The 13,282-nt window shown below is 64.1% G+C and carries 13 protein-coding genes; 6 read left to right on the top strand and 7 right to left on the bottom strand.

Annotation, left to right across the window (positions count from 1 at the left end; translation table 11 throughout):
- Positions 1-22 precede the first annotated feature (22 nt).
- The 6 genes from phhA to pspA form a co-directional block, all read right to left on the bottom strand.
- Positions 23-817, bottom strand: a complete 795-nt coding sequence (gene phhA, locus ACWPWQ_RS05355; RefSeq protein ID WP_319913741.1) for a phenylalanine 4-monooxygenase — start codon at positions 815-817, stop codon at positions 23-25.
- A 220-nt stretch (positions 818-1,037) separates the two neighbouring features.
- On the bottom strand, positions 1,038-2,069 hold the full coding sequence (locus ACWPWQ_RS05350) for a YcjF family protein (protein ID WP_454009183.1): 1,032 nt from the start codon (positions 2,067-2,069) through the stop codon (positions 1,038-1,040).
- A 30-nt stretch (positions 2,070-2,099) separates the two neighbouring features.
- Positions 2,100-3,506, bottom strand: coding sequence for a YcjX family GTP-binding protein (locus tag ACWPWQ_RS05345; RefSeq protein ID WP_265435609.1), 1,407 nt, complete (start codon positions 3,504-3,506; stop codon positions 2,100-2,102).
- Between the two features lie 75 nt (positions 3,507-3,581).
- The gene (pspC, locus tag ACWPWQ_RS05340) at positions 3,582-3,983 is read right to left on the bottom strand and encodes an envelope stress response membrane protein PspC (RefSeq protein ID WP_454009182.1); all 402 of its coding nucleotides are present in this window, start codon (positions 3,981-3,983) and stop codon (positions 3,582-3,584) included.
- Positions 3,984-4,077: 94 nt separating this feature from the next.
- Positions 4,078-4,314, bottom strand: a complete 237-nt coding sequence (gene pspB, locus ACWPWQ_RS05335) for an envelope stress response membrane protein PspB (RefSeq protein ID WP_042650412.1) — start codon at positions 4,312-4,314, stop codon at positions 4,078-4,080.
- Between the two features lie 3 nt (positions 4,315-4,317).
- Positions 4,318-4,995, bottom strand: coding sequence for a phage shock protein PspA (gene pspA / locus ACWPWQ_RS05330; RefSeq protein WP_106886961.1), 678 nt, complete (start codon positions 4,993-4,995; stop codon positions 4,318-4,320).
- A gap of 195 nt (positions 4,996-5,190) precedes the next feature.
- Here pspA and pspF point away from each other — a divergent pair, with 195 nt between their 5' ends.
- The 6 genes from pspF to ACWPWQ_RS05300 all read left to right on the top strand — a co-directional run bounded on the left by pspF (position 5,191) and on the right by ACWPWQ_RS05300 (position 12,192).
- A complete protein-coding gene (gene pspF / locus ACWPWQ_RS05325) occupies positions 5,191-6,234 on the top strand; it encodes a phage shock protein operon transcriptional activator (protein WP_139435480.1) in 1,044 nt (347 codons plus the stop codon).
- 170 nt (positions 6,235-6,404) lie between these two features.
- On the top strand, positions 6,405-8,000 hold the full coding sequence (locus ACWPWQ_RS05320; protein ID WP_454009296.1) for an ABC transporter substrate-binding protein: 1,596 nt from the start codon (positions 6,405-6,407) through the stop codon (positions 7,998-8,000).
- A gap of 76 nt (positions 8,001-8,076) precedes the next feature.
- Complete coding sequence (locus ACWPWQ_RS05315) at positions 8,077-9,036, top strand: ABC transporter permease (RefSeq protein ID WP_429159325.1); 960 nt, start codon at positions 8,077-8,079, stop codon at positions 9,034-9,036.
- Between the two features lie 221 nt (positions 9,037-9,257).
- Positions 9,258-10,151 (top strand): ABC transporter permease subunit, encoded by an 894-nt coding sequence (locus ACWPWQ_RS05310; RefSeq protein WP_139435476.1) that lies wholly within the window; start codon positions 9,258-9,260, stop codon positions 10,149-10,151.
- 120 nt (positions 10,152-10,271) lie between these two features.
- A complete protein-coding gene (locus tag ACWPWQ_RS05305) occupies positions 10,272-11,270 on the top strand; it encodes a peptide ABC transporter ATP-binding protein (protein ID WP_005325353.1) in 999 nt (332 codons plus the stop codon).
- A 136-nt stretch (positions 11,271-11,406) separates the two neighbouring features.
- Positions 11,407-12,192: a peptide ABC transporter ATP-binding protein gene (locus ACWPWQ_RS05300; RefSeq protein WP_005325357.1), complete on the top strand. Its 786-nt coding sequence runs from the start codon at positions 11,407-11,409 to the stop codon at positions 12,190-12,192.
- Positions 12,193-12,337: 145 nt separating this feature from the next.
- Here the strand turns inward: ACWPWQ_RS05300 and miaE are convergent, their stop codons facing one another.
- Positions 12,338-13,096, bottom strand: a complete 759-nt coding sequence (miaE, locus tag ACWPWQ_RS05295) for a tRNA isopentenyl-2-thiomethyl-A-37 hydroxylase MiaE (protein WP_005325367.1) — start codon at positions 13,094-13,096, stop codon at positions 12,338-12,340.
- Between the last annotated feature and the right edge of the window lie 186 nt (positions 13,097-13,282).

Here is a 13,282-nt window from a genome sequence, read left to right as displayed (position 1 = left end):
ATACAATGGGTTGAAAACGGGTTCAGCTCGCCTGCCGGCCAGGGGCCGGGGCAAAGCGGGGCGGACGCAGGCCGAGGCGACGGGCTTCGGCCACCGCCGCCATGATCTCCTGCGGCCCCAGACGGTAGAGGCAATCCAGGCTTGGCAGCACGAAATAGACGGGCTGCATGATGTCGATGCGATAAGGGGTGCGCAGCACCTCCAGCAGATCGAAGGGTTGCAGCACCGGCTGCCCGGAAAGGGCATAGGCGGTCTCGCCGATGGAGGAGAGGATGCCGCCACCGTAGATGCGCAGCCCCTCCCCCTCCTGCAGGAGACCAAACTCCACGGTGAACCAGTAGAGCCGCGCCAGATAGACCCGATCCTCCTTGCTGGCGTTCAGCCCGAGCTGGCCATAGAGGTGGGTGAAATGGGCAAAGGCGGGGTTGGTCAGCATGGCACAGTGGCCGAAGATCTCGTGGAAGATGTCGGGCTCCTGCAGGTAGTCGAGCTCGTCCCGACGGCGGATGAAGGTGGCCACCGGAAACTGGCGATCAGCGAGCAGGGCAAAGAAGCGATCAAAGGAGATGAGGGCGGGCACGGCGGCCACCGACCAGCCGGTGGTGGGGGTCAGGGCGGCGTTTATCTCCCCCAGTTGCGGGATGCGATCCCGGGGCAGTGCCAGCCTCTCCAGCCCCGCCCTGTATGCGTCGCAGGCCTTGCCCTCGAGCGCCGCGAGCTGGCGCGCGATCAGGATCTGCCAGGTCCCCTGCTCTTCCTCCGAGTAGTGGATGACGCCCTGAAGGTCCGGTTGGTGTGCTGTGTAGCGGCTTGCCATGATCCCTGCCATCTCCTGCCCCTAGGGGCCCCTTGTCGTTGCTCTTCAGGATCACTGTAACGGCTTGAACAGCAAAAAAGCAGCCGACCCCGAGGTCGGCTGCCTGCCACAGATGTAAATAATTTGTGACATCCCGTTCTGCTTTCACGGGGCGCTGTGGTGGTGCAAACGACCCGCACGGGGAGGGATCAGGCAGGGTGATCCCCGCCCTTGAATGGCGCTATGACTTGCGAAGATAGCCCGCCAGCTGGCCGACAAGCCGTTTGCGCAGCTCCCCGAGCCTGGGTTTCTCGTCCGCACACCAGGGCAGCGGGCGGCACGCCTCTATGGTGCGCAGCCCCAGGCGGGCGGTGAGCAGGCCAGCCCCCACCCCTTGCGCGGCGCGGGCGGAGAGCTTGGCGGTGAGCTCGGCTCCCAGCAAGTCCATCCCCACCTCGGTCACCAGCTCGGTGGCACCGGCGTAGAGCATGTTGCGAAACACCTGGCGGATGAGGCGAATGCGGCTCCAGTAGCCGAGCTCGATGGCGTAGACATCGGCGATGTCCTCGATCATCCGCAGGTTGCGCCACAGCATCAGCATCATGTCCACGGTGGCGAGCGGGCTCAGGGCCACCAGCACGGCGGCCTCCCCCGACCACTTGGCGACCCGGGCCTGGGCGAGTTTATCCCGCTCCCCCAGCACCAGCTGGCTGTAGAGGGTCAGCACCTCCCGATCGCTGTGGCTCTCGTCGAGCTGGGCCAGCCAGGTGCTATACCCCTCCCGCCCCTTGTCGCCGCTCTTCTCGGCCAGGACCTCGCAGAATGCCTGCCCCTGCCCCACCCCCTGATGGGCGAGCAGATCTTCGGCCCTTGAACGCACATCCTGGCGCCGCTTGAGGGTGCGCAGCCGCAGCCACTCGCGCCCGACCACGCCGGCCGTGCCGACCGCCACCAGACCCGACGCCAGCAGCCAGGCGAGGCCCCAGAGCGGGGTAGTGAGAAACTGGTCGTAGAGGAAGGCGCCAAACTGGCCCAGGGAGAGCAGGCCGACCGCCCCCAGCCCCCAGGCCAGCAGGCGATAGCGACGGCGAGGCCTGACAGTGAGTGCGGATTCGACCTCGGTGAACTCGTCCAGCGCCTCCAGAGGCTCGAAGCTCTCCTCTTCCAGCCGCTGGGCCGGGGCCGGGGGCGGCGTCTCGCTCGCCACCGACAGGGTCGGCTCCAGGATCACCTTGCCTTGCAGCGGCACCTTCTGTGTTGTCTGATCGTTCATCTTGTTGTCTGCTCCTTGGTGCAGCGCCGGTTATTCGAGGTGATCCCCGAGCAGGAACTCCAGTGCCGCGTCCAGCCGGATATGGGGCAGCGCCTGATGGGCGCTCATGGGCATGGGGCGAAATGCCTGAAAATCGAAGCCCTGAGTACTCCACCACTGAGCGGGTGGAATATGGGGTGGCACCTCCCCCGGGAAGAGCAAGAGCGGCTCCCCGGCCAGGCTGGTGCCGCGGATGGCCGGAAACTCGCGACCATTAGCGACCCCCTTGCCCACCTCGGTGGCCTTGATGGCGGCCAGCGCCAGGCATTCGGTCTCTATCCCCTCGAAGCGGGCCTGACCCCGGCCGCTGCTCACCAGATGCTGGAGCAGGGAGACCAGGGGCCCGTGCTGCTCCGGGGTGACGTGATCGGCCTTGCTCGCCACGAACAGCAGCTTGTCGATGCGCGGGGAGAACAGCCGGCGCCACCAGTTGCTCTTGCCATAGGCGAAGCTCTCCATGATGCGGGCGATGGCCTGCTGCATGTCGCCAAAGCTGGCGGCCCCGGCGTTGAGGGGCGCCAGGCAATCCACCAGCACTATCTGGCGATCGAAGCCCGCGAAGTGCTGCTGGTAGAAGCCCTGCACCAGGTGCTGCTTGTACTGCTCGAAGCGCTGTTTGAAGGTGGCGTAGAGGGTGCCATCGGCGGGCTCCCGGGCTGGCTTGTCCCACACCCAGGGCACGAATTGCAGCAGCGGCGCCCCGGCATACTCCCCCGGCAGCACGAATCGGCCCGGCTGGATGAGGTGCAGCCCGAGCTCCTGCTTGCAGGCGTGCAGATAGTCGGTGTACCGGGCCGCCAGCTCGCAGGCCGGCCGCTCCTCGAAGGCTTGCTCGGCCTGCCAGCCGGGGGTCAGCCAGTCGGCGGCCAGGGCCTGCAGCTCGGGGCGACGCAACTGGGTTGCCACCTGCTCGCTCCACTGCTCGTAGCTCAGATCCAGCAGCGGCAAGTCCAGCAGCCACTCGCCGGGGTAGTCCACCAGATCCACATAGAGGGTGGAGATCTCCCCCAGGTGCCGGCGCAAGGGGTGGCGGGTGCGGTAACGGATTTCCAGGCGCACCTCGGCTACCCCACGGGTCGGCTCGGGCCAGGCGGGGGGGTCACCAAACAGGGCATCGAGGCCCCGCTCGTAGGGGAAGGTGGGGATGTGGGCATTTTGCTGGGGAACCCGGCGGGCACCGAGGATCCGCCCCTGACGATGGGCATCCCACAGGGGCAGACGGCCGTCGATGGCGGCGTGCTCCAGCTGGTTCACCAGCGCCGTGATGAAGGCGGTCTTGCCGCTGCGCGACAGGCCGGTGACCGCCAGCCGAATGTGGCGATCCCGAGCCCGGTTCACCACCTCAAAGGCCTTGTGCTGCAGCACAGACCATGACTGTTCGAGTTTGTTGCGTATCAAGGCGGGTCTATTTCTCCTGTCACAGCCGAACCATGGGGATAAGGGCCGGGCCACAGCCTCGCGCCCTTGCGGTACTTACAGCTTGCTGAACTCGCGCTGCAGGGTGAACTCCTTGGAGGTCACCAGCTTCTCGAGGCGCTGCACCCTTGGCTCGAGCGCGTCGAGCTCCTGGGCGATGCGACCGAGCGCCTGATGGGGAGTGACGCCGGCCTGCCAGCTGCGCGCCTTCATCCGAACCTCGGCAAAGTCCGCCTCCTGCTCCCCAAACAGGGTGACAGGTTTCTTGTCGAGCAGAAACCAGGCGGCTACGTAGGCGGTGAAGGTGATGAAACCGGCGAAGATGAGGCCGCTGATGGCCAGCAGCCGCACTATCCAGGTTTCCACCCCGAAGTAGTCGGCAAGGCCGGCGCAGACGCCGGCTATCTTGCCCTTCTGGGGATCCCGGTAGAGATTGCGAGAGTTATTCGAGGCGCTCATACCTTGTTCCTCCAATCGGGGGCCTCGGCATCCGGAATGAAACCCGGTGTACCGACCGACGCAGGCTGCATGTAATGGCAGCAATGGATGGCATTCATACCCTGTTCCTCCAGCCCGGGACCTCGGCATCCAGAATGGATTCCAGGGCCCCGACTCTCTCCTGCATCTTCTCGGCACGGACCAGCAGGCCTTGCAACTGCTCCCGCTCATTGTCGGCGAGCCCCGCACCAATCCGACCCTTGGCGCGATAGTGCAGCACCAGCCAGATGGGGGCCACTATGACCATGAAGACGATGAGTGGCGTCGCCAATATCCCAAGAATGTCTTCCATTCATCACTCTCCTTTCGAGGCAGTGTCGCTCTGGCCAAGCTTCTGGCGCATGGCCTCGAGCTCGCGGCTGATCTGATCGTCCGCTTCCAGCTCGGCAAACTGCTGGGCCAGGGCCTTGTCGGACTGTCCCAGATCGGCACGGGCTTCCATCTCGTCGATGCGACGCTCCATGCGCTCGAACTTGCTCACCACGGCCTGGCTGTCGCCACGGGCCACCTGGCTTTGCACGTTCAGGCGGCTGCTGGCCGCTTCGCTGCGAATGGCCATCGCCTTCTGGCGGGCACGGGCGTCTTCGAGCTTGGCTTCCAGCTGGCGGATCTCGTCGCCCAGCTTGTCGATGCCGCTGTCCACCGCCTGCTGCTCGCGATAGAGCGCCTCGGCCAGCTCGCTCTGCTTGTTCTTCTCGATGAGGGCGGCCCGGGCCAGATCCTCGCGCCCCTTGGTCAGGGCCAGCTCGGCCTTGGCCTGCCATTCGTTCACCCGCTCCTGATGGCGGCTGACCTGACGGCCGATCTCTTTCTGGTTGGCGAGGAAGCGGGCCAGGTTGGAGCGCTCCTTCACCAGTTCATCCTCCATCTCCTGGATGATCAGGCGCACCATCTTCTGGGGATCCTCGGCCTTGTCGAGCAGGGACGTCAGATTGGAATTGATGATGTCGGCCAGGCGGGAAAAAATACTCATGGTTCTACTCCTGTGATGGGCATTGGGTTGTTTCTCCATTGACAATGGCAACTTGTGTGCCAATCTGGAACAATAATTAACTTGTTGATTTATATGGGCACTCTCCATGAGTTTCAAGACGCCCGGAACAAGAGATGATTAAAATAACCAACTTTTGGTAAGATTAACCAGATTTTTCAACGAACAGGGATCAGGATGACCACGGCCACGGAAAGTCTGTTGGGTGAGTCCAACGCGTTTCTAGAAATCATCGAGCAGGCCTCGCGACTCGCCCCCCTGCGCAAACCTGTGCTGATCATCGGCGAGCGGGGGACCGGCAAGGAGCTCATCGCCCACCGCCTACATTATCTCTCGGATCGCTGGGATCAAAGCTTTGTCACCATCAACTGCGCCACCTTGAGCGAGAGCCTGCTGGAAACCGAGCTGTTCGGCCACGAGGCGGGCTCCTTCACCGGCGCCGCCAAGCGTCACCAGGGTCGCTTCGAGCGGGCCGATGGCGGCACCCTGTTCCTCGACGAGCTGGCCACCACCAGCGCCCGGGTGCAGGAAAAACTGCTGCGGGTCATAGAGTACGGGGAGTTCGAGCGGGTGGGCGGTGCCAAGGCGCTCAAGGTGGATGTGCGCCTGGTGTGCGCCACCAACGAGGATCTGCCGCAGCTGGCGGCCCGGGGACAGTTTCGTCACGATCTGCTGGACCGGCTGGCCTTCGACGTCATCACCCTGCCCCCGCTGCGGGAGCGGCGCGAGGACATACTGATGCTGGCGGAGCACTTCGCCCACGGCATGACCCGGGAGCTGGGGTATCCGCTGTTTGCCGGCTTCTCCCGCAAGGCGACCCAATTGCTGCAAGACTACCCCTGGCCCGGCAACGTGCGGGAGCTCAAGAACGTGGTGGAGCGCAGCCTCTACCGTCAGGGCAATCCGCAGTTGCCGCTCTCTGAGCTGGTGATCAACCCCTTCGACTCCCCCTGGCGCCCCCGTACCGGCAGCCCGTCCCCGGTGGCCACCGAGGCGGCCTCGGCAAGCGGCCCCCAGGCCATGAGCCTGCCGCTGGATCTCAAGGGGGCAGTGGCGGAATACGAGATTAATTTACTCAAGCAAGCGATGCAGCAATCCCAGTATAATCAGCGCAAAGCCGCCCAATTGCTGACCCTGAGCTATCACCAGTTCAGGGGCATGCTGCGCAAATACCAGCTGCTCGAGGGGGATGACAACAATGGCAATGCGGACAACGACTGACCCTCTGCCATCACCTCCGTCGAGACATGCCAGGTAAATACCCGCTGCTCGAGGGAATTGACGAGGGGGAGGTTCGCGCCCCCCGATGGGATGCCCTGCCCGGCAGGATCCCGCAACGCGCCCGCCCTCTGGCGGGCAACTCTGTCTGAAAACATGGTTCCAACATGAGAATGCTCACACCACTGCTGCTCGGTCTCCTGGTACTGGTCACCGGCTGTCAGAAACAAGACGATGCCTCCAGGACCGGACTCATCTATTGTGCCGACGGGGCGCCCAGGTCCTTCAACCCGCAGCTTGCCAATTCAGAGGCGACCCTGGATGCCAGCGCCCGCCCGCTCTACGATCGCCTGCTCGAGGTCAATGCCAATACCCTCAGCATCGAGGGGGGCCTCGCCACCCACTGGCGCAGCAGCGAGGATGGCCTCTCCTATACATTGACGCTGCGCAAGGGCGTGACCTTCCATCGCACCCCCTGGTTCAACCCGACGCGCCACTTCAACGCCGACGACGTGCTCTTCACCTATCATCGCCTGCTGGACGAGCAGCACCCCTTCCACCGCATCTCGGGTGGCGAGTACCCCTATTTCCACAGCCTGGGGCTCGGCAGCCTCATCAAGCGGGTCTACAAGAAGGGCCCCCATGAGGTGGTGTTCGAGCTGAACCGGCCGGATGCCTCCTTCCTCGCGACCCTGGCCAGCGACTACGCCATCGTGCTCTCGGCCGAATATGGCGAGCAGATGGACAAAGCAGGCACCCCGGAGCTGCTGGACAGCCGGCCCATAGGCACAGGGCCCTTCAGCTTCAAGGAGTATCGTCACAACGAGTTCGTGCGCTACCTGCGCCACCCCGGCTACTGGGGCGGCGAGGCGAAGATTGAGCAGCTCATCTACGACATCACCCCCAAGTCGTCCAAGCGGCTCGCCAAGCTGCTGACCGGCGAGTGCGACGTGATGAGCACTCCCTCCGCCAGCCAGCTGTCGGTGATAGGCAAGAACTCCCACCTCACTCTGTCGGTGCAGTCGGGGATGAACGTCGCCTTCCTCGCCCTCAATACCCGCAAGGCCCCCTTCAACAAGGTGCAGGTACGCCAGGCGCTGGCCAGTGCCATCAACGTGCAGAACCTGCTGCAGGCGGTCTATTTCGAGACCGGTCAGCCCGCCGCCAGCCTGCTGCCGCCGCTCTCCTGGGGCTACAACCCCTCCCTGACCCAGCGCAAGCCCGATCTGAAGCTCGCCCGTCAATTGCTCAGGGATGCCGGCTACCCGAACGGGTTCGAGATGCAGGTGCTGGTGCAGCCCGGTGCCCGCCCCTACAACCCGGACGGCCTCAAGACGGCCCAGCTGATGCGCAGCGATCTCGCCAAGATAGGGGTGAAGCTCAAGATAGTGCAGCAGGCCTGGCCGGTCATCGAGACCCGGCTCGCCAAGGGGCAATATGACAGCCTGCTCTCCGGCTGGATCGCCGACAACGCGGACCCGGACAACTTCTTCCGCCAGCTGCTGAGCTGCGCCGCCGTCGAGCGGGGCAACAACTACAGCCGCTGGTGCAGCCCCGCCTTCGATCAGCTGCTGGACGATGCGGTGACCACACCGCAACTCGCGTTCCGTCTGCGCAACTATTACTATGCCCAGTCCCTGCTGAGCGAACAGTTGCCGCTCATCCCGCTGGCCCATGCCCTGCGCACCCAGGTGAGCCGCAGCGACATCCAGGGACTGACCCTCATGCCCTTTGGCGGCACCACCTTCAACCAGGCCCATCGGGAGTGAACATGGCTGACATCCATTCCACAGCTGGCATCTGGCCTCCCTTCCCATCGACGCAGCCCGGCGCGGAGGCATAAGCATGTTTTTTTATATTCTGCGCCGCATCACCCTGCTGGTGATCACCCTGCTGGTGCTGACCATGGGGGCCTACCTGCTGGAGTTTCGCCTCATCGGTCAGGTGCTGGACTTCTGGCACGGCTACCCGGACTTCCTGCAGCGCATCGCCGCCGGGGATTTCGGCCTCTCCAGCGTCTCCGGCCTGCCGGTGCTGGACGAGATCCGTCACTACTTCCCGGCGACCCTGACCCTCTGTCTCGCGGCCTTTGCCATCTCGCTGCTGGTGGGGATCCCGCTCGGGACCCTGGCGGCCCTCTATCAGGGGCGCAGCCTGGATCTCTCCATCATGGCCGCCGGTCTCATCGGCTACGCCGTGCCCGTCTTCTGGCTGGCGCTGCTGATGGTGATGTTCTTCTCGCTGGATCTCGGCTGGCTCCCCTCCTCCGGCCAGATCAGCCTGCTCTACGACGTTCCCTCCATCACGGGGATCGCCATCGTCGACGTGCTGATGAGCCAGGAGCCCTGGCGCGAGGCGGCACTGCGTGACGCCCTGCGCCACCTGGTGCTGCCCTCCCTGGTGCTGGCCGTGGTGCCCACCACCGAGGTGATCCGCCACGTGCGCAGCTCCCTCATCGACGTGATGAAGCAGAACTACATCAAGGCCGCCGCCAGCCGCGGTCTCTCCCGCCGCCAGATTGTCTGGCGCCACGGCCTCAAGAATGCCCTGCCCCCCGTGCTGCCGCTGCTCGGCCTGCAGCTCGGCAGCGTGCTCACCTCCGCCATGATCACCGAGGTGGTGTTCGACTGGCCCGGGATCGGCCGCTGGCTGGTGAGCAGCATAGCGCTGCAGGACTATGCCGCCATCCGCGGCGCCTTCCTGGTGGTGGCCAGCTTCGTCATCTTCATCAGCGTCAGCACCGAGTTGCTGACCACCATCATGTATCCGGCACGACGCAAAGAACTCTATGCAAAACAAGACTGAGTATGCCCACAGCGGCGCAGACGCCAGCATGTCGGCCTCGCGCTGCTCACCCCCTTCATGCTGTATCCGGCACGGCGCAAAGAACGCTATGCAAGACAAGACTGATTGGGGCTCTTTGACAAGACACTGCCGCATATGCGCCCCCCTTGCACGCCAAGGCGCAAGACACCCTATGCAACACAAGACTGACCCCGCTCATGGCCAGGGCTGGAGCCTGCATCATGCACGATAAATCGAACATCTATCCGGAGCTCAGGATCCTCTCCCCCCTGGAGCAGACCTGGGCCTCCTATCGCCGCAATCCGCTGGCCATGGGGGGGCTCTGGTGCTTCGGCCTGCTGCTGCTCATCACCCTGGTGGGCCCCCTGGTGGTGCCCTACGGCATCGATGATCAGCACAGCGGCCGCCTGCTGCTGGCTCCCTCCTGGGCCAGCACGGGGAACATCGACTACTTCCTCGGCACCGACGATCTGGGCCGCGACATCCTCTCCCGCCTCGTGGTGGGGGCCCGCCTCACCTTCGGCAACGCCTTGCTGGTGGTGGTGATAGCGCTCCTCGTCGGCTCCGCCATCGGCATCCTCGGCGGCATGAGCAAGGGGGTGAAGTCGAGCGTGCTCCATCACCTGCTCGATACCCTGCTCTCCATCCCCTCCCTGCTGCTGGCCATCATAGTGGTCGCCATCCTGGGGCCCGGGCTGTTCAACACCCTGATCGCCATCACGCTGGCGTTGATACCGCCATTCATCCGGGCAACCTACAACGCCGTCCACGCCGAGATGCAGAAGGAGTACATCATCGCGAGCCGCCTCGACGGCTCGCCCCCCTTGCGGATCATGCGTCTGGCCATACTGCCGAACATAGTGGAAACCCTGGTGACCCAGACCACCCGCACCCTCTCTGCCGCCATCCTGGATATCTCGGCGGTGGGCTTCCTCGGCCTCGGGGCCCAGTCACCCCAGCCGGAGTGGGGCGCCATGCTGGCGGATTCGAGCGATCTCATCTATCTGGCCCCCTGGACCGTGACCCTGCCGGGCATGGCCATCCTGTTCAGCGTGCTGGTAACCAACCTGGTGGGTGAAGGCATTCGCGAAGCGCTTAAAGAAGGGAACGACTGATGGGGGTATCATTGAAGATAGGCAGCCTCATGGTTCCGAGTTCACGCCGGTGCAGCGTTCAGGCCCTGCCGTCACGAGCCGATACAGTCACCCTCGCGCCGTTAAAAGGGGGAAATCATCATGCCCTTGCTTGATATACGCAACCTGACCATAGAGATCGACACCCCCCAGGGCAAGGTCAAGGCGGTGGACAGGGTCAGCCTGACCCTGAACGAGGGGGAGATCCGCGGCCTGGTAGGAGAATCGGGCTCGGGCAAGAGCCTGGTGGCCAAGGTGATCGTCGGCATCCAGAAGGACAACTGGACGGTGCGCGCCGACCGGATGCGCTTCAACGACATGGACCTGCTGACCATGGCCCCCAAGGAGCGACGCCGCATCATGGGCCGGGAGATCGCCATGATCTTCCAGGACCCCATCAGCTGCCTCGACCCCTCGGAGGAGATAGGCACCCAGCTGGAAGAGGCCATCCCCACCAGCGCCTTCGCCGGCAAGTTCTGGCAGCGCTTCCAGTGGCGCAAGAAGCGGGCCATCGCCCTCTTGCACCGGGTCGGGGTCAAGGATCACCGCAAGGTGATGCGGGCCTATCCCCACGAGCTGTCGGATGGCATGTGCCAGAAGGTGATGATCGCCATGGCCATCGCCAACCAGCCGCGGCTGCTGGTGGCGGACGAGCCCACCAGCGCCATGGAGTCCACCACCCACTCCCAGATCCTGCGGCTGCTTGACAAGATGAACAAGCTGGGCAACACCACCATACTCATCATCAGCAACGACATCGCCGCCATCGCCAACCTGACCGACACCATCAACATCATGTACTGCGGCCAGATGGTGGAAGTGGGCACCCGGGATCAGATCCTCGAATCTCCCCGTCACCCCTATACGGACGCCCTGCTCAAGTCCATTCCCGACTTCGACAAGCTGGTGCGCCACAAGTCCCGGCTCGAGACCCTACCCGGGGTGATCCCCCCCCTGCAGCACCTGCCCATCGGCTGCCGCCTCGGCCCCCGCTGCCCCTACGCCCAGAAGCAGTGCGTGCAGACCCCGCTGATGAGCAAGGTCAAGGGACACCAGTTTAGCTGCCACTTCCCCTTGAACATGGAAGAGCCGAAGAAATGAGCCCGAGTCATCACCAGCCCATGCCCAATCAGCAAGGCCAAGGGACATCCATGCCCCAGCTGCCACTTCCCGCTGAACATGGAAGAGCCAAAGAAATGAGCCTGATCGTGAATGTCGTCATGAAGGAGCCAAGCCTGTGATCGAACCCGCCCTGTTGCAGGTCAGGGGCCTGTGCAAGACCTATCAGAACCGCACCGGCCTGTTCCGGCGCCAGGCGGTGGAGGCCATCAAGCCCCTGTCGTTTGATCTCGGAGTGGGCCAGACCCTGGCCATCGTCGGGGAGGCGGGCTCGGGCAAGAGCACGCTGGCGCGGATCCTGGCCGGCATGATAGAGCCGAGTGGCGGCGAGATCGCCATCGAGGGGCAGCCCCTGGTTCACGGTGACTATCAGACCCGCTGCAAGCTGCTGCGGATGATCTTCCAGGACCCCAACACCTCGCTCAACCGAAAGATTCGGGTCGGCCAGATCCTGGAGACGCCGCTGCGCCTCAACACGGCCCTGAGCGAGGAGGAGCGCCGGGAGAAGGTGATCCAGACCCTGCGCATGGTGGGCATGCTGGCGGATCACGCCCTCTTCTACCCCCAGATGCTCTCCGCCGGTCAGCAGCAACGGGTGGGGCTGGCGCGGGCGCTGATCCTCAACCCGAAAATCGTGGTCGCGGATGAGGCGCTCTCCACCCTGGACATCTCGGTGCGCTCCCAGATCATCAACCTGCTGCTGGAGATGCAGGAGACCATGGGGCTGAGCTATGTGCTGGTGGCCAACGATCTGGGCATCGTCAGCCACATCAGCGACGAGGTGCTGGTGATGCACGAGGGCCGGGTGGTGGAGCGCGGCAAGACCTTGCGGGTCTTCGCCGATCCCCAGCACGACGTGACCCGTCGCCTCATCCAGAACTACAACAACGAATACCGCCGCTGATCCCCAGCCATTCCCCCTCCGGCCCATGGGCCGGGCATAAAAAAACCCGGCCTGATGTCACATCAGTCGCCGGGGGATTGCGCTCAAAAAAGTGATTGCGTCGCTCGTAGTAGGAACACCGAGATAGTAGGCAGCCCCTTTGGGCTCAACAACTGTCAGATCTGACAGGCAGGCCGCTATGGAACCTGAACTGCGGGTCCGGCGAGCAGATAAGCTCGGCTTCAATCCGGCCAAAATAGGCGACCCGCTCGCTGATATCCTCCCCGGCATATTGCTCGGCCAGTGCCAGATAGTCCTGGTAGTGGCGCGCCTCCGATCGCAGCAGGGAGACATAGAAGCGGCCCAGCTCCTCGTCCAGGTGAGGGGCAATCTTGGCAAAGCGCTCGCAGGAGCGCGCCTCTATGTAGGCGCCGATGATCATCTTGTCCACCACGGCCGCCGGCTCGTAGGTGCGCACGTGGGCCAGCAGGCTGCGGGCATAGCGGGAGGCGGTGACGGGGCCGTAGGGGATGCCGCGGGCCTGCATGATCTCCAGCACCTGCTCGAAGTGGTGCAGCTCCTCTTGAATGAGCCGCACCATGGGGAACAGCAGGGGGTTGCGCTCGAGCTCGGCGAACACGCTTCTGTCTGACTCGCCCATGGTGCGTTTGCCGAGGATCTCGGCCTTCTCGGGGATGGCGTCCAGCTCACGGTAAAATTCGAGCTTGGGCAGCAGGTGGCGCTTCTCCTTGGGCAGGCAGTAGCGACGCACCAGGCTGTGGGCCGTCAGGGCGGCCTTGTTCTCGCAGTTGGCGTGATCGATGAGCAGGGTCGGCAACTGGGCGGGGTCCCGCGCCATCTCCACCCACTCATCCGGGGTCTCGCAATGCAGGAACTGGCGAACGGGGGCTAACAGGTCATCCATCTGAACTCTTGTACTCTCTGGTTGGTCTTGATCGGCATATATTGATGCGGCTCGATACGGCGGGCGAGGCCCCCGGAGGGGGGCCATAGTAACAGATCCCGCCCCCCCTGCCCAACACACAGGGAGCCTCCCACCAGCAGGGGCTTGAGGGGATAGCGCCGGGCCAGCTTGCCACCTAAAAAGGGG

Source organism: Aeromonas sp. Marseille-Q7275, assembly GCF_965119515.1.
This window is presented reverse-complemented; position numbering and strand designations above follow the sequence as displayed.